Raw genomic sequence first — 23,734 nt, 5'->3', positions numbered from 1 at the left:
CCACCCCTTACTTCACTGCGCCGACGGCTATGCCGCGGGTGAGGGTCCGCTGGAAGACGAGGAAGAAGACGATGGCGGGCAGCACGCCGAGCAGGGCGGCCGCGTTCGTCATCGTGGCGTCCATCAGGCGCTGCCCCTGGAGCACGCCGAGGGCCACCGACACCGTCTGGTTGTCGTTGGAGATCAGCATGACCAGCGGCAGCAGGAACTCGTTCCACGTCCAAATGAAGAAGAAGACGAGGAGCACGCCGATCGTCGGGCGGCTGACCGGGACCACGATCCGCCACAGCACCTGCCACCGGTTCGCCCCGTCGATCCGCGCGGCCTCGATGATCTCGCGCGGGAACCGCCCGAGGACGGCGGAGAGGAGATAGGTACCGAAGGCCGCCTGGAGCACCGTGAACACGATGATCACGCTGAGCCTGGTGTCGTAGAGGCCGGCCTGCTTGCTGAGGTGGTAGAGCGGATAGACCAGCGCCTCCTGCGGCAGCGTGTTCGCGAGGACGAAGAAGGCGAGCACCCAGGCGCGGCCCCTGATCCGGCCGACGCCGATCGCGTACGCGTTGAGCACGGACAGCACCGCGGCCCCGACCGCCACCGAACCGGAGATCAGCACCGAGTTGAGGAGCTTTTGCCCGAAGTCGACCCGCCGCCAGAAGTCCTCGACGCCGTCGAGGTAGAGGCCGTGCGGAAGGCCGAGGGGGCCGTGCGCGGAGTACTCGGCGGGCGACTTGACCGCGTTGAGCGCGACCACGGCGAACGGCAGCACCATGAACAGCGCGCCGATGACGAGCGCCACGAGTACCGGGTAACGGCGGAGCGCGGTCATGCGCGGACCCCTTCCTCGGCGTCCTCGGCGCGGGTCTGGAACCGCAGCCCGACCAGCGCCAGGGCCAGGACGATCACGGTCAGGACGGTGGAGACCGCCGCGCCGTAGCCGACCTGGGTCTTCTCGAAGAAGGTGGCGAAGGAGAAGTACGACGGCACGTCCGTGGCGCCGCCCGGACCGCCCTTCGTCAGGACGTAGACCGCCCCGAACACCTTCAGCGCGGCGATCGTGCACCACAGCAGGACGACCGAGATCTCCGGGCGGATCTGCGGCAGCGTGATGTGCCAGAAGCGCCGCCACCAGCCGGCGCCGTCCAGCTCGGCGGCCTCGTGCAGGGCCGGGTCGACGCGTTGCAGTCCCGCCATGAAGACCACCAGCGGGAAGCCGAGCTGCACCCAGACCATCACCCCCATCACGCTGTACAGCGCGAAGTCCGGGTCGCCGAGCCAGTCCCGCTGCCAGGAGCCGAGACCGACGGCCTTCAGCAGCGCGTTGAGCGAGCCGTCGTCGGGGGCGAGGATCCAGCTCCACACGATGCCCGCGACCGCGATCGGCAGCACCTGCGGGAGGTAGTAGCAGGCGCGCAGCACCGCCACGATCCTGCTGCCGAAATGCCTGCCGATGTAGTCGAACAGGGCCGAGGCCAGGACGAGTCCGAGCGCCGTCGGGACGACGGCCATCGCCAGCACCATGAACAGACTGTGCCGGAACGACGCCCAGAACTCGCTGTCGTCCACCAGGGCGCGGTAGTTGGCGAGCCCGGTCCACGAAGGGGTGCCGACGCCCTGCCAGTTCGTGAAGCTGATCCCGGTGTTCATCAGGAACGGCACGACGACGACGGCCGTGAAGGCGAGCACGCCGGGCAGCAGGAACAGCGCGTACGAGGTGTGTGGGCGGCCGGGGTGACCGGACTCGGCCTTCAGGCCGGCCACCCGCCCGCCGCGTGCGGCGGTCACCGTCATCGCCGCGGTACGCCCTTGTCGTACGCCTTCTGGAGGTTGTCCAGGTAGGCGTCGGGCTTCTCGCTGCCGGTGATCAGCTTCTGCGTCTCGGAGACGAGGGTGTCGTAGAAGCCCGCCACCGGCCAGTCCGGATAGAAGGCGAGCCCGTCACGCCCCGAGAGGGTGTTGTAGTCGGCGATCAGGGTCTTGGTCCTGGCGTCGGTGATCGCGGAGGCGTCCGCGGCCACCGGGACACCGCCCTTGTCGCCCAGCAGGTTCTGGATCTTCTCCGACAGGGTGATGTCGATGAAGTCGTAGGCCAGTTCCTTGTTCTCGGCGCCCTGGGGGACCACCCACAGGTTGCCGCCGGAGCCCAGGGTGAGGTTCGAGCCCGGGAACAGGCCGGAGTCCCAGTCGAACTTCACCTCCGACGTGAAGCGGCCGTACCACCAGCTTCCGGAGAAGAGGATCGGCGACTTGCCCTGGATCCAGGACAGGCCCGCGTCCTCGGCCTTCGTGCCGCTGGACTTCTTGGAGATGTAGCCCTTCCCCACCCAGTCGGCGAAGGTGTTCGCCGCGTAGCTCCAGGCCGTGTCGTGGAAGTCCGTCCTGCCCTTGTACAGCTCGTACGTGTCGACCCAGGAGCGGTCGGCCTTGGAGAGGGCGAGCTGGTAGAGGTACTGCTGGGCGATGTACTCGGCGCCCGCGTTGGCCAGCGGGGTGACGCCCTTCGCCACGAACGTGTCCATCGCGGAGACCAGTTCGTCGTACGTGGTCGGCTCCGTGATCCCGTACTTCTCGAACAGGTCCTTGTTGTAGAAGACCATCGTGTACTCGGCGTAGTCGGGCACGCCGTACCACTTGCCGGAGCCCATGACGCCGTCGGTGTCGTACCGGCTCGTGGTCCTCACCCCGGCGCTGAGCTTCTTGTCCCAGCCGCGCTCGGCCACCTCGGCCGTGAGGTCGGTCAACAGCCCCTGCTTGGACAGGAGTCCGGCGGTCGCGTTGCCCTTGTTGTACTCCATGATGTCGGGGGCGTCGTTCGAGTTCAGGACCATGGGCGCGGTCTTCTGGATCTGTTCGAAGCCCTTCTCCTCGAACTTCACCTTCACGCCCGGGTGTTGCGCTTCGAATTCCTTGATGGCCTCGTTCCAGGCCGCGCCCATCGCGCTGTCGGGCGCTTCGTAGTGCCACAGTCTCAGTGTCTTGCCGTCGGAGGAGCCACTGTCCGAACCGCCGCAGGCCGTCGCCAGCAGGGCACCCGCCAGGGCCGTCGCCACCGCCGCCGCCGTGCGCCGTCGTTTCGTCAACATCCACTGCCTCCAGAGGAGCTGGATGGGTACCGGACCGCCCCGCATCGCTCGTCGAACCGTTTCGATGCGGGGCGTCGAAGCGCTTCGACGGGGGAAGGTAGGTGGGAGCCGTGGACACGTCAATGGGCTGGACCGGAATCGCGGCAGGGGTTCGACGGGTCGGACGGTGAGGGTGGGGTGTTCGACGGGTGGGGCCGAGAGGGGCGCCGGGACGGAGCGGTGCTGTCCGGTGTCCGGTGTCCGCCCCGGCGGCGGGGGAGTCGGAGTGGTTCGCGGGGGCGGGGGCGGACTACGGGGTGTTCGCGGGGGTGGGGAGCGGACGGACTACGGGGTGTTCGCCGGAACGCGTTCGACGTGGCGCTCTCCGCACTCGGCCGCACCGGCGTCGGCGGCCGCGCCTGCGCCCACACCTGTGACTGCGCCCGCACCAGTGCCTGCGTCGGCACCTGTGCCCGCATCCGTGCCTGCGCCGACATCCGCACCTGTGCCCGTGCCGGCACCTGTGCCGACATCCGTGCCTGTGTCCGTGTCCGCGCCCGCGTCGGCACCCGCCTCCGTGTCAGCGCCCGCACCCGTGCCCATGCCCGCACCCGCGTCGGCACCCGCACCCGTGTCAGTGCCGGCGCCGGCGTTCACGCTCGCGCCCAGCGCGGCGATCACGAGTGCGGTCGTCGCCGCCGCGACCGGGACCGTGTAGCCCGCGGCCGGCGAGACGTGTTCCACCATCCATCCGCCCGCCGCGGAACCGCCGGCTATCCCGCCCAGCAGGCCGGTCACCGCGAGCGTCATGCCCTCGTTCAGCCGGCCCTCGGGCGTGCGCCGCTGGACCAGCGTCATACCGGTGACCATGGTCGGAGCGGTCGCCATGCCGGCCACGAGCAGCGCGCCCGCGAGCACCGGGAGCGAGCCGGTGAGCCGGACCGCGAGGAGGGGCAGCGTCAGCAGGACCGCCATCGCGCCGACGCACACCGCGTACCGCCGCGCGGCGGACACCCCGGCGTCGACCGGCGCACCCCGCTTCACCGCGCCGAACAGCAGGCCCGCCACGCACGACCCCGCCGCCTGGAGGGCGAGCACCACGCCCGCGGCGGACTTGTGCCCCCGCTCGTCCGCGAACGCGATCGTGGCCACCTCCATCGCGCCGAACACCGCGCCGGTGGCGAGGAAGGAGAGCAGCAGCGGAGGCATTCCGGGCGCGAGCACGGGCGACCCCGACGCCGCGGCCGGCCGGAGCGGCGGCTGCGTCGAACGCTGCGCGGCGAAGAGCAGGACGCCCGTCATCAGCAGCGCGGACCCCACGAGCATGCCCGCCTCCGGGGAGAGCGCCGTGCACAGGAAGGCGGCGAGCACCGGGCCCAGCATGAAGCACAGCTCGTCCACGGCCTGCTCGAAGGAGTTCGCGGTGTGCAGCGCCGCCGCGTCCCCCTCCAGGAGGTGGGCCCAGCGCGCGCGGGACATCCCGCCCGTGTTGGGGGTCGTGGCGGTGGCGGCGTACGCGGCGAAGAGGGTCCAGTCGGGCGCGCCGAAGTGCAGGCACGCCACCAGTCCCGTCCCGCCGAGCAGCGCGAAGGCCGTGGCGGGCACGGCCACCTCGGCCTGCCCGTACCGGTCGACGAGCCGGGCGGTCCAGGGGGCTACCACGGCCGTCGTCGCGAGACCCGTCGCCGTGACGGCGCCGGCGAGCGCGTAGGAGCCCCGCGTGCCGGCGATCATGATGACCGCGCTCACGCTGAACATGCCCATGGGCAGGCGGGCGACGAGGTTCCCGAGGGTGAAGGCGCGGGTGCCGGGCAGCGCGAAGAGGCGGCGGTACGGGGTGAACGGTGACATGGGTGAACCGTCGCCCGGCGCCCGGGGAGCGGTCCAACACTTACTCCGTCGCCATTGACGCACTTGCGTTGTAGATTCACGCGATGCCTGGTCAACGCCCCTTTCCCGGTCATCTGGACCCCCGCCTGCTGCGTGCCTTCCTCGCGGTCGCCGAGGAACTGCACTTCACCCGTGCCGCCGCCCGCCTGTTCGTCGCCCAGCAGTCCCTGAGCCGTGACATCCGTCGGCTGGAACGGGAGCTGGGGGCGGAGCTGTTCGTACGGACGACCCGGCAGGTGACGCCGACGGTGGACGCCGAGCGGCTGCTGCCGTACGCGCGCCGGGTGCTGGAGGCGCACGACGCGCTGCTGGACGCCTTCGCGCGGCCCGGCGGCGAGGAGCGGCCGCTGCTCGTCGACGTCAACACGCCCGGTCTGGTCTCCAGCCGCATCCTCGACCGGGCCCGCGCCCTCGCCCCCGACAGCGAGCTGATGGCCCGTTACGAGAGCGGGCTCACCGGCGCGGCGGCGGACCTGCTGGCCGGGCGCCTGGACGTGTCGTTCGGCCGTTTCGCCGGGCTCGACCCCGCCGTCCGGGCCCGGCTGGAGCAGCGGCTCGTGCGCTACGAGCCGATGGCCGTCGTCCTGCCCGAGGACCATCACCTCGCCGCCCTGGACGCGGTGCCGCTGGCCGCGCTCTCGGGCGAGACCGTGTACGCGGGGGCGGGGAACCCCCGGACGCTGGAGTGGACCGATCTGGCACATCACCTGTTCGAGGGACGGGGCATCAAACTCGCGTCACCCGCACCGGTGGCCGTCGGACCCGAGGAGTTCCGGCGGATCATGGCGAAGTGGCGGACTCCCGTCCTGGCCGTGGTGGAGTTTCCGGCCATGCCCGGGTCGGTGTCGAGGCCCCTGATCGACCCCGTCCCCCTGTCCCCCGTGTCACTTGTGTGGCGCAAGGGGCTTGTCCATCCCGGGATCGATGCGCTCGTGCGAGCTTCCGGCGAACTCGCGAGCGAAGAAAAGTGGCTCCTGAGTCCCCGGAACGGGTGGATTCCGGCCACCGACGCCCTCATTTTCATGCCCCGTACATGAGACGTAAGCGCACGAGTCCTCCACGTGCGCTACATTTTTCGTCCGGGCGCGGTGTGGTATTGGGAGCGCTCGGACCGGGCGGGAGGCTCGGTCCGTACGGCATAGACAGCATTTGCCCGGAGTCGTCGCGCACCCGTGAACCGTCTCGTGGGGGATGCGCGTGCGCGTTGAGGACTGGCGGAAAGACGCCCAACCGGCCGACCTGGAAAACGATCCGGGGGACGAGTGCCGAATCGATCCGTCACCGGAGCCGGAAGCCGGGGAGCCGGTCGCCCGGGCGAAGGGCGACAGAAAGCTTTCGTGGCCGGATATGGGGGTCGGCATCGGTCCGGAGCGTGGGGAACGCGCCGGGCGAGCGGTCGCCGGACGTCCCGGGCGAACCCCGGAGCCGGAGGCCGAACCACCCGTCGGCCGCGAGGCGAAGCCGGACGTGCTCTCCGGCCACCGGCCCGGGACGGGACCGTCGTCCGAGAGCGAGCCGGGGGCGTGGTTCGGCGCCAAGGGATCCAAGGGCTCCAGGGACACGCAGACGCCAGGGCCGCCGCCCCTCGGTCGTGCGGTCCGCACGCGGCCCTTCTTCAGCGACGGCCCGGCGACCGGACCGCTCCCCGGAGCCGCGCCGGCCCCCGGCCGTCCACTGCCGGGCCGTTCACTGTCCGGCCGTCCACTGCCGGGCCGTTCGCTGTCCGGCCGTTCGCTGTCCGGCCGTCCGCTGCTCGGCAGCCCGCTGTCGGGCTCTCGGGAGAACTCCGGTGAACCGGCCGGCGGCCACGACCCGCACGAGGTCACCGTCCAGCTCGACAGCGCGAGCGTCGGGGCGGACGGCCGGACGGTCCAGCCGGGCAAGGGCGTCCCGGCGACCGCCGAGGCCTCGGACGGCCCCGTCTTCGTCGACGCGTCCGGCCGCCGCAGCCGCCGCTTCCGCCGCCTCGGCATGCTCGTCGCCGTGGCCTGCGCGGTCTACGCCGTCGTGATCGTCACCACGCTCCTGTCGGGCAACTCGAACGCGCCCTGGCTCCCGGTGCCGGGCCAGGAGGAGGACACGCCCGCCGGCCGGGCCGAGACCTCGCCCCGGCCCGCCCGGCCGGTGAACCCGTCCGGCGCCCCCGGCGCCACCGCGCCCGGCGCGGTGGTCACCGCCACCGACGGCACGACGCCTTCACCCGGCCCGGTCCCCACGGCCTCCGCCTCCGTCTCCGCCTCGGCCTCCGCCACGGGCGCGTCCAGCAGCCCCGGGCCCAGCACGTCGGCGACCAGGAAGTCGAATCCCGGCGTCACCACCAAGAGCCCGGCTCCCGACCCCGAACCGTCCTCCTCGGCGGACGGCCGGCCCACGCCCTCGGCCCCGGCGACGACGCCCGGCGGTACGCCGACCCCACCGGAGACCACCGACCCCACCGGTTCCACCGGCGCCGTCGGAGAGGGGACCGGTACCGGATGAGTGACCTCCGCCGACGCGCCCCCGCCGGGCGGAAGCCCGCTCCCGCCACCGCGTCCGGCGCGGTGGCGATGTCCGTACGGGACCCCTTCGCGGTGTCCGGGCCCGACCGCCCCGGTTCCCCGCGCACCCTCTCCCCCTCGTTCCCGGAGAACTTCCTCTGATGTCCAGCACCAGCCGCCACGGTCCCGCACCCGGCACGCCGGGCGACGGCCACGAGACCGCCCCGCCACGCGACCGCGGTGCCCGGCGCCGCCGTCTGCCCATGCGTTTCCTGCTGCCCGTCCTCATCCTGGTCGCGGTGATCGCGATGCTGATGCTGCGCGGCTACGTGCACAGCGAGATCCTCGCGGACCACCGCGTCCGGCCCGAGGCGGCCACGGACAAGGTGCCGCAGAAGATCCTCGACGGCGGCCCGGTCATCGACACCCGCAGCGGCCGCACGACCAGCCTCGGCGTCCCGGACCACCGTCTCGTCCTCACCTTCGACGACGGTCCGGACCCGACCTGGACCCCCAAGGTCCTGGACGTCCTCAAGGCGAACCACGCCCACGCGGTCTTCTTCGTCACCGGCACCATGGCCTCGCGCTACCCGGACCTCGTCGAGCGGATGGTGAAGGAGGGCCACGAGGTGGGCCTGCACACCTTCAACCACCCCGACCTGTCGTACCAGTCCAAGAGCCGCATCGACTGGGAGCTGTCGCAGAACCAGCTGGCGCTGGAGGGCGCGGCGGGCATCCGCAGCTCCCTCTTCCGTCCCCCGTACTCCTCGTTCGCCGACGCCATGGACGACAGGTCCTGGCCCGTGACGCAGTACGTCGGAACCCGCGGCTACATCACCGTCGTCAACAACACCGACAGCGAGGACTGGCGGAAGCCGGGCGTCGACGAGATCATCCGCCGGGCCACGCCCGAGGGCGGAAAGGGCGCCATCGTCCTGATGCACGACTCGGGCGGCGACCGCCACCAGACCGTGCAGGCGCTGGCCGAGCTCCTGCCCCGGCTGCAGGCCGAGGGCTACGCGTTCCAGAACCTCACCGAGGCACTCGACGCACCGAGCGCGAACACCCCGGTGACGGGCCTCGACCTGTGGAAGGGCAAGGCCTGGATCTTCCTGGTCCAGGCCTCGGAGAGGACCACCGACATCCTGGTCGTCGGTATCGCGGTCATCGGCGTGCTGGTCTTCACCCGCTTCGGGATGATGCTCCTGCTCTCCGCGCTGCACGCCCGCCGGGTCCGCCGGGGGGACTTCCGCTGGGGCGCGGAGCCGGTCACCGAACCGGTGTCGGTGCTGGTGCCGGCGTACAACGAGGCCAAGTGCATCGAGAACACCGTGCGTTCCCTCATGGCGAGCGAGCACCCCGTCGAGGTCCTCGTCATCGACGACGGATCGAGTGACGGCACCGCCCGCATCGTCGAGGACCTGCACCTGCCGAACGTGCGCGTCGTGCGCCAGCTCAACGCCGGCAAGCCCGCGGCCCTCAACCGGGGCCTCGCGAACGCGAGCCACGACATCGTCGTGATGATGGACGGCGACACCGTCTTCGAACCGGCGACCGTCCGCGAACTCGTCCAGCCCTTCGCCGACCCGAAGGTCGGCGCGGTCGCGGGCAACGCCAAGGTCGGCAATCGGGACTCCCTCATCGGCGCCTGGCAGCACATCGAGTACGTGATGGGCTTCAACCTCGACCGCCGCATGTACGACCTGCTGCGCTGCATGCCGACCATCCCCGGCGCCGTCGGCGCCTTCCGCCGCACGGCACTCGAACGGGTCGGCGGCATGAGCGACGACACGCTCGCCGAGGACACCGACATCACGATGGCCCTGCACCGCGACGGCTGGCGCGTCGTCTACGCGGAGAACGCGCGCGCCTGGACCGAGGCCCCGGAGTCCGTCCAGCAGCTGTGGTCCCAGCGCTACCGCTGGTGCTACGGCACCATGCAGGCGATCTGGAAGCACCGCGGCGCCCTGGTCGAACGGGGCCCCTCGGGCCGCTTCGGCCGGGTCGGCCTGCCCCTGGTGTCCCTCTTCATGGTCCTGGCCCCGCTCCTCGCGCCCCTGATCGACGTCTTCCTCCTGTACGGCGTCGTCTTCGGCCCCACCCAGAAGACGATCGTCGCCTGGCTCGGCGTCCTCGCCGTCCAGGCGGTGTGCGCGGCGTACGCGTTCCGCCTGGACAAGGAACGCATGACCCATCTGGTCTCGCTCCCGCTGCAGCAGATCCTCTACCGGCAGTTGATGTACGTCGTCCTGCTGCAGTCCTGGATCACCGCCCTCACCGGCGGCCGGCTGCGCTGGCAGAAGCTGCGCCGCACGGGTGTCGTGGGGGCGGCCCCGGGAGCGGCGCCGGAAATGGTGGCGGGAGCGGTGGCACAGCAGCGGGTGTCGCACGGCGGGAACGAACGGAGGCCGGTCGGATGACCACGCACGAGTACCCGGCGGGGGCGACTCCGCCCCCGGGCACCCCGGAGGCGGAGGTCCCCCATCCGCGTCCGTACCCGTATCCGCCCGCGCCCGCGCCCGCGGACGACCGGCCGCGGACGGGTACGGACCCGGCACCCCTGTCCGGGACGGACCCGACACCGCTGTCCGGGACGGACCCGATACCGCTGTCCGGGCCGGACCCGATACCGCTGTCCGGGCCGGGACCGCTCCCCGGGACCGCGGCAGGTCCGCTCCCCGGGGCCGCGGTGGGGCCGGACGAACCGGGGCGGAAGCCCGCCCCGCGCCGCCCCGGCCGGGACCGCTACCTGGACCTGCTCCGTTCCCTGGCGCTGCTCCGCGTGGTCGCGTACCACCTGTTCGGCTGGGCGTGGCTGACGGTCCTCTTCCCCTCCATGGGCGTGATGTTCGCGCTCGCGGGCTCCCTGATGGCGCGCTCGCTGAGCCGGCCGTCGCTGAGTGTGATCCGGGGACGTCTGAGGCGTCTGCTGCCCCCGTTCTGGGCGTTCGGCGCGGTGGCGCTGACCATGATGTTCGCGGCCGGCTGGAACCCGGTGAAGGACCCGGACCTCGGCGGCACCTGGGGCCTGGCCGAGCTGTTCGACTACATCGTCCCGATCGGCGCCCCTCCGTACCCCTGGCACATCGGCTCCCCGTCGGGCCTGTTGGACGACACCTGGGCGGATCAGGCCGCGGGCGTGCTCTGGTACCTGCGCGCGTACCTGTGGTTCGTGGTCGCGTCCCCGCTCATGCTGTGGGCGTTCCGCCGTGCCCCGTGGGCGACCGTGCTGGCTCCCCTCGCCCTGACGGCGGTCGTCGGCACCGGGCTCGTCACCATCCCCGGTGAGACGGGCAACGCCGTCACCGACTTCGCCGTCTACGGCGGCTGCTGGATCCTGGGCTTCGCCCACCAGGAGGGGGTGCTCGCGAAGGTCCCGCGCTACCTCGCCGTCTCGTGCTCGAGCCTGGTGATGGCCTTCGCCCTGTGGTGGGCCTCGGGTCATCAGGGCTCCGAGGGCTGGGACCTGAACGACATCCCGCTGGCCGACGCGACGTGGTCCTTCGGCTTCGTGGTGATCCTGCTCCAGTACAGCCCGTCCTGGCGAGAACTGCCGGGCCGCCTCGCGCGGTGGGACAAGCTGGTGACGCTGTCCAACAACCGGGCGGTCACGATCTACCTGTGGCACAACATGCTCATCATGGCCACGTTCCCGATCCTCGACCGTCTCTACGACCTCCCCTTCATGGAGAGCGACCGTGCGTCGGCGGCCCTCGACTCGACCTACAACCTGTGGACCTTCGTCCTGGTGTGGCCGCTGATCGGCCTGGCCGTCCTGTCCTTCGGCTGGATCGAGGACATCGCGGCGAGGCGAAGCCCGCGCTTGTGGCCGAACGGTTCCGAGGGACGCAGGTCCAGGGGGCGACCAGAGGCCCGGGGACACCGGGCCAAGGCCTAGGCCCTGTCGTCACATTCCCGCCTGCCCCGCGACGCCCGGTACTCCCCCAAGCTCTCCGAGCAGGGGGTACCCCCACTCGCCGCACCGGGCGAAAGCCCAAGTACGTCCAGTACGAGGACTTCCGCCCGGCACTCCCCCTAGCTCTTCGAGCAGGGGGTACCCCCAGAGCACGCTCCCCCGAGCTCTCGGCTTCGCTCGAGCAGGGGACCCCCACGACGCCGCAGGGCCGCCCTTCGGGCGACGACGGGAATGTGACGACAGGGCCTAGCGGCAGCCGTTCGGCCGCGCCGGGCACCCCGTCCCGTCCGTCCCGCGATGTCACTCGATCGAAGGTTTAGTGCGTCCGTTTACATACGCGATAAACCCTTATGCCCACTCGCCCGCCCCCTCGGTCCTAGTGCTGCTGTACGGGCTCCCGCTAGCGTGACGCTGCTCTCCCGCCAGCCCTCCCGCAGCCCAGGAGCCAGCCGTGAACCGCCGCCCCCGCCCGCCCGCCGCAACCGCCGCCGGAGCGACAGCCGCCCCGCTCCCGACCTGTTGAGATCCGGAAGGGGCGGCGGGAAGCGTGGCAGAGCGGTTGGCCGTCGACGGCGACGAGTTGTCACACTTCATGAGGATGCTCAGGGCGTCGACCGAGTCGTTGCGAGGTCTGCGCAGGGCGCTGGAGGACGCCACGGTCACCGGTCTGGGCACGGACGACCTCGACTGCGCCTGCGAGGACTTCCAGGACGACTGGAAGTACGGCGCCGACCAGATCGGTGAGCAGACCGAGGCCCTGGCCAAGATCATCAGGAAGAGCCGGGACGGCTACCGCGAGGTGGACGAGGCCCTGGAGCGGGCCCTCGGGAAGGCCGGGAACGGCAGGGGCGGTGGTACGAGGTGACCTATCCGCCCGAGGACACGGGGGCGGCGCTCGACCCGCGGTCCCTCGCCGACCGGGACAAGCCGCAGGGGCTCAAGTCGGTCCCGCGCATCCCCAACCCCGACTACCCGCATCTCGGGTTCGATCCGGTGCCGGGCAGCACGGAGACCGTGGGCGGCCTGCGCAGGAAACTCAAGGGATGCGCGAAGGTCCTCGAGGAGACGCACGAGCTCGTCACCAGGCTGATGGACGGCAGTTACTGGAAGGGCGATGCGGCCGTCGCCTTCCGTGAGCAGTTGGACGGCGGTCCGCTTCCCCTGAACCTGAAGAACGCGGCGCACTCCATCCGCAAGGCGGCCGGACAACTCGACCGCTGGCAAGGCGAACTGGACGACTTCCAGCGGCGGGCGAAACGCCTGGAACGGGAAGCGGAGGAAGCGCAGGCCGCCGTCGACCGGGCGAAGGGCCACGCCGCGAAGGCGGGCGCCGACCCCGACCTGGACGGGAAGGGCGCCGGGCACGACGAGGCGCGGAAAGAACTGGCCAGGGCGAAGACGGCGGTGGACGACGCCGAGGACGCGCTGCGCAGGATCCGCGGCAAGGCGCGCGAACTCGCGGACGAACACGAGCACCGGGCTCAGCTCCGAGCGGGGAAGATCCGCGACGCCACGAAGAAGCTGACCCCGCACGAACCGGGCTGGTTCGACTCGGCACTCGACTGGGTCACCGAGAACCTGCCGGACATCTTGAGCACTTTGGGGGCGGTGATCGGGCTGGTTGCGTTGTTCGTGGTGTCGGGTGGGGCGGTGGCTGCGGCGCTCTTGCTTGCTACTGCGGCGTTGAGCGGGACGGCTTTGGCGATGCGGGTTTTTGGCGACCCGACGCTGCGTGAATCCCTGTGGGACGGATTCACGAAGGGCGAGTTGGACACTGACTTCTGGAGCAACTTTGTCACTGTGGGTGGTGATGCGCTGGGAATGCTTCCCGGCGTCGGAGCAGCAGGAAAGGGAGCTGCAGCCGTCGTGCGAGCCACTGGTGAAGCGGGAGAAGCCTTGACGCTCACTCAGCGGGCGGCTCGATTCGGTGCTGAAACCATGGAACATGCGAAGACCTTTGCGGACCTGGACAACGCACTGCTCGGCTTCACTGTTCGGGGTGCTCGAGCAGCGTCAATCGTGAAGACAGTCGAAGTGACCTCGGCCTCGATTGGTGTTGGTACAGCCGGGTTCGGCTTGGTCATGGCTGCCGTTGACACCGAGGATGACGGGCTCAAGGACGGCTCGGTGGCGAGTATCGACGGAGCGCGACTCGGTCTTGATGCAGGTGGAATCGTCAGTCTTGCCCGCCACATCTTCTGATCCGGGACAGAGGGAAAAGTTTGCTCTATGGATCCAACGAACTACCTCACCGCGTGGGACCATTCACCGACCAGACGCGCTTGGTTCCAGCACATGGCCATGATTGCAGGGCGTTTGATCGGTTGGCTCGCAGTCTGGATCGGGAGCCTTTTCCTCATTGTGGCAACGCCACGTTGGATCGGCTGGCTGTTCCTCATTCTCCTCGTCTATTCGACCTTCCGAGCCGTCCTCCAGCTCGCCTACCTCCGTCCCTCCATCTACATCCAGCGCGTCCTCTGGAATTACCCCTGGCAGCTCCTGACGGATGTCCCCCGGGGGCGGAACAAGCATCCTCGGGTTCAAGAGGACGAGATGTGGCTGGAGTTGCCCAACCCGGAGGAGCCGGGGGAGCGGATTCCGCTGTTGTTCCTTTCCACCATGCGCACCTTCTGGTGGATGCGACGGTTCGGTACGGCCCGTACGAAGCCGGAACTGAAGGCGGAGATCGAACCGCTCTGGTTCGCCGGCGACCCCCGTTTCATCGCCGTCATCGCGGCTTCCGGGCGGAAGGGCAAGGCGCCCAAACGGCTCCATCTGCTGTACCAGCGCACGGCCACAGGGCACCGAGGCGTCGAGCCGACCGACTGGAACGCGAGCCCGGCCGCCCTCGAACGGGCCCGCCGTTCCGGCGCTCACGTTCCCGACGCGGTGCGCCCGCACTCGCACCCCCACTGACCTGTACCCGGCAGGACACGATGACCACGGTCCCCCACTTCACCGTCGCCGATTCGGCCGAAGACCCCGACGCCGACATCTGGTTCGCGGAGCCCGCCGGCTTCACCGCTGTGCCCCTCGACGCGTTGCTTCCCCCGCCGGGCTCTCCGGCCGCGGGTGATCTGCGTGCCGTCCTCGCACCGCTTCTCCAGGCGGCGCCCGATGAGTCGACGCGACAGCGGTTCATCGCCCAGCTGGCCCAAGGGCAGCAACTGCTCGGCGCGTTGAGGGAGGAGGGAACTGTCCATTGTTCGATCGGACTGCACCGTGACGACGTCGGCGAGGACGCCGTGCGCGACGGCCGGCCGTTGTTGTCGTTCTTCACCGTCTCCTGGCGTGTCACGGCGGTGGCACCGCGAGCCGTGACAGCGGCCCGCGCGGTGACCGGGCTCGACACGCAGACGCGCGTCGAGTACGCCGAACTTCCTTGTGGACCGGTCACGTTCAGCGAGAACGTTCTCGCTCCCAAAGCTGTCGGCGGGCTTCCCCGGACACCTCTGATCCAGTTCCGCGCTCACCTGCCGCATCCGGACTGCAAGCGACTGGCTGTGTTCACGCTGAGCGCCGCGGCTGTCGATCGTCGTGATCAATACCGCGCGGTCCTCCGCCAGATCGCGACCCTGGCCACCTTCGACAATCCGCTGCGGTCGGCTTCCCCGGAAGCGTCGTGATCACGGGCCGAGGGCTTTGCGGACAGCAACCGGGTGAACCGTCCCGCCGGTCGCTGTCACTCGATCGGGGCTGTGCGGAGGCTGGTTGACCACGCTATGGGCCTCTATGGCCGACCACTGTTACGCCCTTGGCACCATTCGCGCTGGTGTCGTCGCACAGGCCACCGTTAGCGTGTTGGTGCCCTTCTGCACCCCACGTCGCACAGGAGTCCGCCGTGAACCCCCGTTCCCGCCTGCTTGCCACAGTCGCTGTCGGAGCGTCAGCCGTGCTGCTTTTGACGGCGTGCGGCGGAGGCGGTGACAAGCCGAAGGCCAACGACAAGATCGCCGGCGCGGACACCGGAGGTGAGACTTCGGCTACGCCGGAGACGAGTGCGACTGTCTCCGGAGGGCGGCCCACAATCAAGTTCCCGTCCGACGCCCGGAACGTGTTCGAGGGTCGGAAGACGGGGGATTCCAAGAAGGACGCGGTGCTTGCAGACAACGCCGAGCGCATCAACTCCATCGATGACGCGATCTTCCAGGGAAGAGTGAACACTGAGGCACTCGGCTTCTACAGTGCACAAGGCGCCCTCGACAGTGCGAGGACCTTCGTCAAGGGCTACTTGGACGACGATCGGTCGTGGACGGGGACGACGCGTTACTTCGACCGCCAGGTCACGTTCCGTCCGGATGGCAGCGCGGTCGTCGTCTATTGCTCGGACGAGAGTAAGTCCTTCCTCAAGAGCCGGAAGACGAACAAGCGCGAGAAGACACCGACCTCGGCGGACAGCTACGTGCTGTACAACACCAAGCTGGTCAAGAACTCGGACGGGGTGTGGCAGACGACCAACGTGATCTCGAAGCGAGGTGCTGACCAGTGCCAGCCGTGAAGCGTTCAGCGGGGTCAGCGGCATTCGTGGCGCTCCTGTGCCTTGCGGTACTCGGCCCCCAAGTCGCCCATGCCGGAGGCCGAGGCGGCGAGGGCAACGAGAACACGACTCCCGATCCACATGGCAATGCCACTGATGACGGCACGTTGTCGGCTACTGCCGGGGCTGTCGTCTTCGAGCGTTCGAAGAACGGGAAGGGCGACTCGACCGGTCCTGTGACCTCTTCGTCGGGAACGTGGAGCCCTCCTGCGTGCTACTACGCCCCGAAGTACACCCCAGCCCAGTTGGAGAAGTACAAGGAGGGGATCTGGGGAGTCGACTCGACGGGATATCAGTGGGACGCGGAACAGCGCGACACGTATGTCAACGGACACCCGTACAAGAACTTCAACAAGGACAAGGCCGACAAGGGCTATTGGTGGGACTCGTACGTCACCGAAGGACGTGAGGGTGACCCGTCCGCCGGAGACTGCACGGGGGATATCTTCTGGGTCGACAAAGGCGAGGCTCCGCCAGCGAGATTTCCGCAGGCGATCACCCCCGAGATGCTGGCGCAGCTGGCGTATGCGGAGATACGGGTGCCCTCGACGAAAGTGGACCTTGCTCCCGAAGGCACCACAAAGGTGAATCTGCCGACATGGGCGTGGCTGGACACCACGAAGTTCAAGCCGGTGTCCGTGACGGCGTCGGTGCCGCTTCTGGGCGTGTTCGCGACGACAACCGCGGAGCCGGTCGCGTTGAAGATCGAGCCCGGTACGTCGGACGCGCAGACGTATCCCGCTTCGGGGGTCTGCGAGATCACGGGCGATCGCATCGGCGAGGCGTACGCGAAGGGCAAGGCCGGGGAGACGCCCCCCTGCGGGGTGAAGTACCTGCGTTCCTCGGGTGACGGTTCGTACAAGCTGAGGGCCACCATCACCTGGAAGATCCACTGGACGGGCACCGGTGTGGCGGGGGCCCGGGACCTGCCGGACGGCACCTTCGGGGCGGACCAGGACGTCGTCGTGCAGGAGATCCAGTCCGTCAACCGCTGAGCCCCGGACCGTCGGCCGGTCCGCCCGGCCCCGTACCGCCGTGGCCGCGCCGGGACCTCTCCGGTCCCGGCGCGGTCACCCCTCCCACACCTCCGACAGGCCGAACGCCCTGAAGACCGTCGGGAGTTGGAACACCACCGTGTGGCTCACCGCGGTGTGGTCCGCCGTGAAGACCTGCAGGGTGTGCAGGCGGTGCGTGTCGTCGTCGGGGGCGCGGACGTAGGCCGCCAGGGCGGGCTGGCCGTTCGCCGAGGTGGGGCGCAGGCGCCAGTCCGTGCCGCGCATCGCGAAGACGCGGGCGATGAAGGCGACGTAGGCGTCGGGGCCGACGTACCAGTTGAGGACCGGGGGCATCTCCAGGACGACGTCCTGGGTGAGCAGGGCGCGCAGGGCGTCGAGGTCGGCGTTCTCGAAGGCGCGCTGGTAGCGGTCGACCACCGCGCGCTGCTCGTGGTCCGGGGGTTCCGTCACCTCCTCCTCCGTCAGACCGGCCTCGCCGATCCGTGCGCGGGCCCGTTGGAGCGCGCTGTTCACGGAGGCGGTCGACGTGCCGAGCGCCTCGGCCACCTCGGCCGCCGGCCAGGCCAGTACGTCGCGCAGGACGAGGACCGCCCGCTGCCGCGGGGGCAGCAGCTGCATCGTGGCGATCAGCGCGAGGCGCAGACTGCCCCGGGCGACGACCACACCCGCGGGATCCCCGGCCGCGGCCCCGGCCGCGCCCTGGTCCGGGAACGGTTCGAGCCACGGCACCTCCGCCCCCAGTGTCATCGGCGCCCCCGGATCCTCCAGCGCGCCGACCAGGCCCGACGGCAGGGCTCTGCGGGCGCGGCCGCGCAGCGCGGTCAGGCACCGGTTGGTGGCGATGCGGTACAGCCAGGTGCGCAGGGAGGCGCGGTCGGCGTCGTAACGGCCGTACGCGAGCCAGGCCCGGAGCATCGTCTCCTGCACCAGGTCCTCGGCCTCGTGCACCGAACCGAGCATGCGGTAGCAGTGGGCCAGCAGCTCCCGGCGGTGGGGCGCCGTCCGCCTCTCGAAGTCCTCGCGGCCCTCGCGGTCCTCGCGATCGCCGTGACCGTCGAAGTCGTCGCGGTGGCCGTGACCCTCGAAGTCGTCGTGCCCGTCGTCCCGTGTCCCCATGGTCTGCCCCTCGGCCGCGTCCCGTCACTCACCGGTACCTACCTCCGGGCCCGCCCGGACTCATCGTCCCGGCACCGATGAGTTCCCCGCGGCCCCGAGGTACATACCGGCGACCGAACCCGATCGAGCAGAAGGAACCATCATGACCAGTACCGACGCCGACCAGGACGTCCGCGCCGTCCTCGACCGCCTCTACGCCGCCTGGGCCGACCACGACGCCGACGCCTTCGCCGCGCTCTACACCGAGGACGCGACCGTCGTGATGCCGGGCGTCCTCAACGACGGGCGGGAGGAGATCCGCGCCTACATCAAGGCCGGGTTCGAGGGGCCGCTGAAGGGGTCCCGGCCCCTCGACGAGCCCCGGCGGATCCGGTTCCCGCGGCCCGGCACCGCCGTCGTCGTCAGCGAGGCCGGGATCCTCCTGCCCGGGGAGAGCCAGGTCCCCGCCGACCGGCGGCGCCGGGCGACCTGGGTGCTCGTCCGCGACCCCGCCGACGGAGCCTGGGCCATCACCTCGTACCACAACGCGGCCGTCTGACGGGTCCGGACGAGATCCCGTACGCTCCCGCCTCCCACCCGGTCCCGGGCCCTTCCTCACCGCCGGGCCCGGGACCGGGTGAGAGCAACGTTCCCTTCAGGTCACTCACAGCCACAGCGTGGAAACGCGTCCTCCCTACCTTCGGGAAGCAGCAGGCCGGTAGGCCCGGAGAACCATATGGAGGCGTGAGATGACTGCCCCAGCCACGAGTACGGCCCCCGCGCGGGGCGGTCGCTGGATCGAGGAGTGGGATCCGGAGGACGAGGTCTTCTGGGCGGAGAAGGGGGAGAGGGTCGCCCGGCGCAACCTGTTCTTCTCCGTCCTGTCCGAGCACATCGGGTTCTCCGTCTGGACGATGTGGTCGGTGCTGGTCCTGTTCATGGGACCGGAGTACGGGCTCACCCCGGCCGACAAGTTCCTGCTCACCTCGATGGTGACGCTGGTCGGCGCGGTGGTGCGGGTGCCCTACACCTTCGCCGTCGCGCTCTTCGGCGGCCGGAACTGGACCATCGTGTCCGCGAGCCTGCTGCTCGTGCCGACCGTCGCCGCGTTCGTGGTGATGGAGCCGGGCACCTCGTTCGGCACGTTCCTCGTGGTCGGGCTGCTGGCCGGTGTCGGGGGCGGCAACTTCGCCTCCAGCATGACCAACATCAACGCCTTCTTCCCGCTGCGGAAGAAAGGCTGGGCCCTCGGACTCAACGCGGGCGGCGGCAACATCGGCGTCCCCGTCATCCAGCTCGTGGCGCTCGCCGTCATCGGCGCGAGCGGCGGGCCCCGGGTGCTCCTCGGGATCTACATCCCGCTCGTCGTCGTGGCCGCCGTCCTCTCCGCCCTCTTCATGGACAACCTCACCACCGTGAAGAACGACACCGGCGCCGCCCTGGACGCCGCGAAGGACGCGCACACCTGGATCATGGCGTTCCTGTACATCGGGACCTTCGGCTCGTTCATCGGCTACGCCTTCGCCTTCGGGCAGGTGCTCCAGGTCGAGTTCGGGCGCACCCCGCTCCAGGCCGCCTACCTCACCTTCATCGGCCCGCTGCTCGGATCCCTGATCCGGCCCGTCGGCGGCCGGCTCGCCGACCGCTACGGCGGCGCCAGGATCACCCTGTGGAACTTCGTCGCCATGGCCGCGGCAACCGGGGTCCTGGTGTTCGCCAGCAGTGAGAAGTCGCTGCCGCTGTTCGTCTCGGTCTTCGTGGTCCTCTTCGTCCTCAGCGGTCTCGGCAACGGGTCGACGTACAAGATGATCCCCGGCATCTTCCAGAACAAGGCGCTGGAAGCGGGGCTCCAGGGAGAGGAGGCCGCCCGCCACGGACGGCGGCTCTCCGGTGCCGCCATGGGGCTCATCGGCGCGGTGGGCGCGCTCGGCGGCGTCGGCATCAACCTCGCCTTCCGCCAGTCGTTCCTCGACTCCGGCACCGGCACCGGCGCCTTCGTCACCTTCCTCGCCTTCTACGCGGTCGCCTTCGCGGTCACCTGGGCCGTATACCTTCGCCGCCCGGCCGCCGTGACCCGGGCAAGTGCCACCGCGGAGGCCGAGCCCCAGCTCAGCTACGCCGAGGTATGACGTAACACGCCCGACATCACCTTGATCCGAGCCTGTCATGGTCCGTTGACAGGCTCGGATCAGCCACGACGTACGACAGCACAGACCCGTACGACGACTCGACGAGCGCGAGACGAGAACCCCATGTACGACGAACAGCAGCGACCCGAGCACGGGCCACTCTCCGGGTTCACCGTGGGGGTGACCGCCGCGCGCCGGGCCGACGAGTTGGGCGCGCTGCTCCAGCGGCGCGGGGCCACCGTCGTGCACGCGCCGGCCCTGCGGATCGTGCCCCTCGCCGACGACGGCGAACTGCTCACCGCGACGAAGGAGTTGGTCGAGAACCCGCCGGACGTGGTGGTGGCCACCACCGCCATCGGATTCCGCGGCTGGGTCGAGGCGGCCGACGGCTGGGGGCTGGGCGAGGAACTGCTCGCCCGGCTGCGGGGCATCGAACTGCTCGCCCGCGGGCCCAAGGTCAAGGGCGCGGTCCGGGCCCAGGGGCTGACCGAGGAGTGGTCGCCCTCCTCCGAGTCGATGGCCGAGGTGCTCGACCGGCTGCTCGAAGAGGGCGTGGACGGCCGCCGCATCGCCGTACAGCTGCACGGTGAACCGCTGCCCGGGTTCGTCGAGTCGCTGCGGGCCGCCGGCGCCGAGGTCGTCCTCGTGCCCGTGTACCGGTGGATGCCGCCGGAGGACATCGCCCCGGTCGACCGGCTGCTCGACGCGGCCCTCACCCGCGGCCTGGACGCGCTCACCTTCACCAGCGCCCCCGCCGCGGCCTCCCTGCTGTCCAGGGCCGAGGAACGGGGCGTGCGCGCGGAGTTCCTCGCGGCCCTGCACCACGACGTCCTGCCCGCCTGCGTCGGCCCGGTCACCGCGCTGCCGTTGCAGGCCCACGGCATCGACACCGTCCAGCCCGAACGCTTCCGGCTCGGTCCCCTCGTGCAGCTGCTCTGCCAGGAACTGCCCGGCCGGGCCAGGGCGTTGCCCATCGCCGGGCACCAGGTGGAGATCCGGGGGCACGCGGTGCTGGTGGACGGGGAGCTGCGGCCCGTGCCGCCCGCCGGGATGTCGCTGCTGCGGGCTCTCGCGCGGCGGCCCGGCTGGGTGGTGGCGCGGTCCGAACTGCTGCGCGCGCTGCCGGGCTCCGGGCGCGACGAGCACGCCGTGGAGACCGCGATGGCCCGGCTGCGCACGGCACTCGGCGCGCCCAAGCTGATCCAGACGGTCGTCAAGCGGGGCTACCGCCTCTCGCTCGACCCGGCCGCGGACGCCAAGTACGCCGACGGCTGAGGCCGTCGGCGCCGCGGTGCCACGGCCACCCGCCCCGTGCGCGCGGTACGCGTCCGGTACGGGACCGGTACCGACTCTTCCGGCGGGGCGCCGGGGGATGCACTGTTAGGGGGACGACGGCGGGTGACCCCAAGGCGGTGACAGGCGCATGGCATCGGGCACGGCCACAGCCTCGTACGAGCCGCGGTTCGACTCCGGGCGGATCTGCCTGGACCTGACGGCGACCACGCACCCCGAGGAACGCCTCGACTCGGTCGCCCGGTTGGGCGTCTGGGTCGTCGCGTCCGGACTGCTGCCCGAGGGCACCGCGCCGGCCGCCGTGGACGACTCCTGGCTGCTCGCCTTCCGGGAACTGCGCGGACATATCGCCCAGTTGGTACGAGGTGAACTGGACGGGCGCCCCGCGGACGGCGCGCTCGCCCGCGTCAACGCCGTCGCCCTCGTGCCGCCGCCCGCCCCCTGCGCCGTCCGCGGCGACGACGGTTCGCTGAACCGGGGGCTGTGCGTTCCGCCGCAGTGCGGTGAACTACTGTCTGTGGTGGCCAGGGACGCCCTCGATCTGCTCACCGACCCGCGTGCGCGCGCGAGTCTGCGGCAGTGCGAGGGCGACAACTGCCCGATCGTCTATCTCGACACCTCGCGCGGCCGGCGCCGCCGTTGGTGCTCCAGTGAAGTGTGCGGCAATCGGGAGCGCGTGGCCCGGCATCGGCGGCGGGCGGCTCTGGCGCGTGCCTGATCACATCCGTGCGTGATCTTCCAGTGACGTGCGGTGATCGGAACCATTCTTTTCGCCGTCTACACATCTTCACCAGAAAAAATCCTGAACACTTTGAACACCCGAGTACCAGCACACGTACCCGGTGATGAGCGACCGACTGGGGGAACCCCCGGACACCGGAGGTAGGCGTGCGCAAGGATTCAGCCGTGGCTGATGAACACAGGCCAAGAGCCCGACATCGCATGTCTCAGCAGTCCTCGTCGACCGAACCCGACGAGGAGCTGATGCGTGCACTGTACAGGGAACACGCGGGGCCGTTGCTGGCCTACGTGCTGCGCCTGGTGGCCGGAGACCGGCAGCGCGCCGAGGACGTGGTGCAGGAAACACTCATCCGTGCCTGGAAGAACGCCGGCCAGCTCAATCGAGCGACCGGTTCGGTACGCCCCTGGCTGGTGACGGTCGCCCGGCGCATCGTCATCGACGGCCACCGCAGCCGGCAGGCCCGGCCGCAGGAGGTCGACCCGTCGCCGCTGGAGGTCATCCCCGCGGAGGACGAGATCGACAAGGCGTTGTGGCTGATGACACTGTCGGACGCGCTGGACGACCTGACCCCTGCTCACAGGGAAGTACTGGTCGAAACTTACTTCAAAGGGCGTACCGTCAATGAGGCGGCCGAAACGCTCGGCATTCCCAGCGGAACCGTACGCTCACGGGTTTTCTACGCCCTGCGGTCGATGAAGCTGGCGCTTGAGGAGCGGGGGGTGACGGCATGAACACGTACGGGGGTTACGGAACAGGTGGTCCGGGAGCCATGCAAGGTCCACGAGGACAGCAAGGGTCCGGGGACAACGTTCACGAGACTGTCGGCGCCTACGCGCTCGGCATTCTCGACGACATCGAGGCAACCGCTTTCGAGGAGCACCTCGCCTCCTGCGAGTGGTGCGCCCAGCAGCTCGACGAGCTCGCCGGCATGGAACCGATGCTCGCGGCCCTCGCCGACCTGCCCGCCTCGCAGGGCAGCCCGGCCATCGCGGAGTCCCTCTCGGCCCGCCCGAGCCCACGGCTCGCGGAGCGGCTGGTGGACGAGGTCTCGGCGCGCCGTGCCCAGAAGCGCCGGCGCGGCATGTACCTGGTGGCGGCCGCGGCCGCGCTGATCATCGGCGGCCCGCTGACCGTCCTGGCGGTCAACGGCGGCAACGACAGCGGCGCGAACCCGCCGCAGGCGCACGCGACCAGCCCGGCCAAGGCCGCCTTCCAGGTCATGACCGACAAGGCGTCGGCCACGGACCCGAAGACCAAGGTCAGCGCCGTCGTCGCGATCGAGCCGAAGGACTGGGGCACCCACGCGGTCCTCCAGCTCAAGAACGTCACGGGCCCGGAGAAGTGCTCCCTGATCGCCGTCGGCAAGAACGGCGAGCGCGAGACGGTCACCTCCTGGTCGGTCCCGGAGTGGGGTTACGGCACCCCCAACGCGAAGACCGAACAGGCCAAGGAGCCCCTCTACGTCCACGGCGGCGCGGCCTTCGAGCCGAACCAGATCGACCACTTCGAGGTCATGACCTTCTCGGGCAAGCGTCTCGTCGAGGTGAAGGCCTGAGCGGACTCCGGGCCCGGACGTA

The 23,734-nt window shown here is 70.3% G+C and carries 21 protein-coding genes and 1 pseudogene; 17 read left to right on the top strand and 5 right to left on the bottom strand.

Going from position 1 to position 23,734, the window contains the following annotated elements; all coding sequences use genetic code 11:
• Positions 1-7: 7 nt before the first annotated feature.
• From ACICHK_RS16450 to ACICHK_RS16435, 4 genes and pseudogenes are all read right to left on the bottom strand, one after another.
• Positions 8-829 carry a carbohydrate ABC transporter permease gene (locus ACICHK_RS16450; RefSeq protein WP_406837501.1) on the bottom strand — a complete coding sequence of 274 codons (822 nt, stop codon included), beginning with the start codon at positions 827-829 and terminating at the stop codon, positions 8-10.
• Positions 826-1,791 (bottom strand): carbohydrate ABC transporter permease, encoded by a 966-nt coding sequence (locus ACICHK_RS16445; RefSeq protein WP_406837500.1) that lies wholly within the window; start codon positions 1,789-1,791, stop codon positions 826-828. Before ACICHK_RS16445 ends, ACICHK_RS16450 begins: the two co-directional genes overlap by 4 nt.
• Entirely contained in the window at positions 1,788-3,083 is a 1,296-nt protein-coding gene (locus tag ACICHK_RS16440; RefSeq protein ID WP_406837499.1) for an extracellular solute-binding protein, read from the bottom strand. The genes ACICHK_RS16445 and ACICHK_RS16440 overlap by 4 nt, the downstream gene beginning before the upstream one ends.
• Positions 3,084-3,728: 645 nt before the next feature.
• A pseudogene (locus tag ACICHK_RS16435) lies at positions 3,729-4,976 on the bottom strand (MFS transporter); the annotation flags it as partial.
• A 20-nt stretch (positions 4,977-4,996) separates the two neighbouring features.
• Here ACICHK_RS16435 and ACICHK_RS16430 point away from each other — a divergent pair.
• The 11 genes from ACICHK_RS16430 (at position 4,997) to ACICHK_RS16380 (ending at position 16,877) form a co-directional block, all read left to right on the top strand.
• On the top strand, positions 4,997-5,989 hold the full coding sequence (locus ACICHK_RS16430; protein ID WP_406837498.1) for a LysR family transcriptional regulator: 993 nt from the start codon (positions 4,997-4,999) through the stop codon (positions 5,987-5,989).
• A 310-nt stretch (positions 5,990-6,299) separates the two neighbouring features.
• The gene (locus ACICHK_RS16425) at positions 6,300-7,430 is read left to right on the top strand and encodes a hypothetical protein (RefSeq protein WP_406837497.1); all 1,131 of its coding nucleotides are present in this window, start codon (positions 6,300-6,302) and stop codon (positions 7,428-7,430) included.
• Entirely contained in the window at positions 7,427-7,591 is a 165-nt protein-coding gene (locus tag ACICHK_RS16420; RefSeq protein WP_406837496.1) for a hypothetical protein, read from the top strand. Before ACICHK_RS16425 ends, ACICHK_RS16420 begins: the two co-directional genes overlap by 4 nt.
• The gene (locus ACICHK_RS16415; protein WP_406841239.1) at positions 7,588-9,849 is read left to right on the top strand and encodes a glycosyltransferase; all 2,262 of its coding nucleotides are present in this window, start codon (positions 7,588-7,590) and stop codon (positions 9,847-9,849) included. Before ACICHK_RS16420 ends, ACICHK_RS16415 begins: the two co-directional genes overlap by 4 nt.
• Positions 9,846-11,327 carry an acyltransferase family protein gene (locus ACICHK_RS16410; RefSeq protein WP_406837495.1) on the top strand — a complete coding sequence of 494 codons (1,482 nt, stop codon included), beginning with the start codon at positions 9,846-9,848 and terminating at the stop codon, positions 11,325-11,327. Before ACICHK_RS16415 ends, ACICHK_RS16410 begins: the two co-directional genes overlap by 4 nt.
• A gap of 565 nt (positions 11,328-11,892) precedes the next feature.
• Complete coding sequence (locus ACICHK_RS16405; RefSeq protein WP_406837494.1) at positions 11,893-12,210, top strand: hypothetical protein; 318 nt, start codon at positions 11,893-11,895, stop codon at positions 12,208-12,210.
• Positions 12,207-13,547, top strand: a complete 1,341-nt coding sequence (locus tag ACICHK_RS16400) for a hypothetical protein (RefSeq protein WP_406837493.1) — start codon at positions 12,207-12,209, stop codon at positions 13,545-13,547. The genes ACICHK_RS16405 and ACICHK_RS16400 overlap by 4 nt, the downstream gene beginning before the upstream one ends.
• A 159-nt stretch (positions 13,548-13,706) precedes the next feature.
• The gene (locus ACICHK_RS16395) at positions 13,707-14,261 is read left to right on the top strand and encodes a hypothetical protein (protein WP_406837492.1); all 555 of its coding nucleotides are present in this window, start codon (positions 13,707-13,709) and stop codon (positions 14,259-14,261) included.
• A 20-nt stretch (positions 14,262-14,281) separates the two neighbouring features.
• Entirely contained in the window at positions 14,282-14,971 is a 690-nt protein-coding gene (locus ACICHK_RS16390; protein ID WP_406837491.1) for a hypothetical protein, read from the top strand.
• 215 nt (positions 14,972-15,186) lie between these two features.
• Entirely contained in the window at positions 15,187-15,843 is a 657-nt protein-coding gene (locus tag ACICHK_RS16385) for a hypothetical protein (RefSeq protein ID WP_406837490.1), read from the top strand.
• Positions 15,831-16,877, top strand: a complete 1,047-nt coding sequence (locus tag ACICHK_RS16380) for a hypothetical protein (protein ID WP_406837489.1) — start codon at positions 15,831-15,833, stop codon at positions 16,875-16,877. Before ACICHK_RS16385 ends, ACICHK_RS16380 begins: the two co-directional genes overlap by 13 nt.
• Before the next feature lie 75 nt (positions 16,878-16,952).
• Here the strand turns inward: ACICHK_RS16380 and ACICHK_RS16375 are convergent, their stop codons facing one another.
• A complete protein-coding gene (locus ACICHK_RS16375) occupies positions 16,953-18,014 on the bottom strand; it encodes a sigma-70 family RNA polymerase sigma factor (RefSeq protein WP_406837488.1) in 1,062 nt (353 codons plus the stop codon).
• A gap of 142 nt (positions 18,015-18,156) precedes the next feature.
• Between ACICHK_RS16375 and ACICHK_RS16370 the strand changes: the two genes are divergently transcribed.
• From ACICHK_RS16370 to ACICHK_RS16345, 6 genes are all read left to right on the top strand, one after another.
• Positions 18,157-18,552: an SgcJ/EcaC family oxidoreductase gene (locus tag ACICHK_RS16370; protein ID WP_406837487.1), complete on the top strand. Its 396-nt coding sequence runs from the start codon at positions 18,157-18,159 to the stop codon at positions 18,550-18,552.
• 190 nt (positions 18,553-18,742) lie between these two features.
• Positions 18,743-20,122 (top strand): nitrate/nitrite transporter, encoded by a 1,380-nt coding sequence (locus ACICHK_RS16365; protein ID WP_406837486.1) that lies wholly within the window; start codon positions 18,743-18,745, stop codon positions 20,120-20,122.
• Positions 20,123-20,245: 123 nt separating this feature from the next.
• Positions 20,246-21,397 carry a uroporphyrinogen-III synthase gene (locus tag ACICHK_RS16360; protein ID WP_406837485.1) on the top strand — a complete coding sequence of 384 codons (1,152 nt, stop codon included), beginning with the start codon at positions 20,246-20,248 and terminating at the stop codon, positions 21,395-21,397.
• A gap of 148 nt (positions 21,398-21,545) precedes the next feature.
• On the top strand, positions 21,546-22,133 hold the full coding sequence (locus ACICHK_RS16355) for a CGNR zinc finger domain-containing protein (protein ID WP_406837484.1): 588 nt from the start codon (positions 21,546-21,548) through the stop codon (positions 22,131-22,133).
• A gap of 224 nt (positions 22,134-22,357) precedes the next feature.
• Positions 22,358-22,888 carry a sigma-70 family RNA polymerase sigma factor gene (locus tag ACICHK_RS16350; RefSeq protein ID WP_037619265.1) on the top strand — a complete coding sequence of 177 codons (531 nt, stop codon included), beginning with the start codon at positions 22,358-22,360 and terminating at the stop codon, positions 22,886-22,888.
• Between the two features lie 38 nt (positions 22,889-22,926).
• Complete coding sequence (locus tag ACICHK_RS16345; RefSeq protein ID WP_406837483.1) at positions 22,927-23,712, top strand: anti-sigma factor family protein; 786 nt, start codon at positions 22,927-22,929, stop codon at positions 23,710-23,712.
• Positions 23,713-23,734: the final 22 nt, after the last annotated feature.

Source organism: Streptomyces sp. AHU1 (genome assembly GCF_045343905.1).
Classification (GTDB): domain Bacteria; phylum Actinomycetota; class Actinomycetes; order Streptomycetales; family Streptomycetaceae; genus Streptomyces; species Streptomyces triticiradicis.
The sequence above is the reverse complement of the archived record's forward strand: the minus strand, read 5'-3'. Positions and strand labels throughout refer to the sequence as shown.

Bases quoted from the DNA above. Each gene is read 5' to 3' on its own strand.
- ACICHK_RS16360 (WP_406837485.1), top strand. From the start codon at position 20,246: ATGTACGACGAACAGCAGCGACCCGAGCACGGGCCACTCTCCGGGTTC.
- ACICHK_RS16365 (WP_406837486.1), top strand. From the start codon at position 18,743: ATGACTGCCCCAGCCACGAGTACGGCCCCCGCGCGGGGCGGTCGCTGG.
- ACICHK_RS16410 (WP_406837495.1), top strand. From the start codon at position 9,846: ATGACCACGCACGAGTACCCGGCGGGGGCGACTCCGCCCCCGGGCACC.
- ACICHK_RS16355 (WP_406837484.1), top strand. From the start codon at position 21,546: ATGGCATCGGGCACGGCCACAGCCTCGTACGAGCCGCGGTTCGACTCC.
- ACICHK_RS16375 (WP_406837488.1), bottom strand. From the start codon at position 18,014: ATGGGGACACGGGACGACGGGCACGACGACTTCGAGGGTCACGGCCAC.
- ACICHK_RS16445 (WP_406837500.1), bottom strand. From the start codon at position 1,791: ATGACGGTGACCGCCGCACGCGGCGGGCGGGTGGCCGGCCTGAAGGCC.
- ACICHK_RS16420 (WP_406837496.1), top strand. From the start codon at position 7,427: ATGAGTGACCTCCGCCGACGCGCCCCCGCCGGGCGGAAGCCCGCTCCC.
- ACICHK_RS16440 (WP_406837499.1), bottom strand. From the start codon at position 3,083: ATGTTGACGAAACGACGGCGCACGGCGGCGGCGGTGGCGACGGCCCTG.
- ACICHK_RS16450 (WP_406837501.1), bottom strand. From the start codon at position 829: ATGACCGCGCTCCGCCGTTACCCGGTACTCGTGGCGCTCGTCATCGGC.
- ACICHK_RS16345 (WP_406837483.1), top strand. From the start codon at position 22,927: ATGCAAGGTCCACGAGGACAGCAAGGGTCCGGGGACAACGTTCACGAG.
- ACICHK_RS16425 (WP_406837497.1), top strand. From the start codon at position 6,300: ATGGGGGTCGGCATCGGTCCGGAGCGTGGGGAACGCGCCGGGCGAGCG.
- ACICHK_RS16430 (WP_406837498.1), top strand. From the start codon at position 4,997: ATGCCTGGTCAACGCCCCTTTCCCGGTCATCTGGACCCCCGCCTGCTG.
- ACICHK_RS16370 (WP_406837487.1), top strand. From the start codon at position 18,157: ATGACCAGTACCGACGCCGACCAGGACGTCCGCGCCGTCCTCGACCGC.
- ACICHK_RS16390 (WP_406837491.1), top strand. From the start codon at position 14,282: ATGACCACGGTCCCCCACTTCACCGTCGCCGATTCGGCCGAAGACCCC.
- ACICHK_RS16350 (WP_037619265.1), top strand. From the start codon at position 22,358: ATGTCTCAGCAGTCCTCGTCGACCGAACCCGACGAGGAGCTGATGCGT.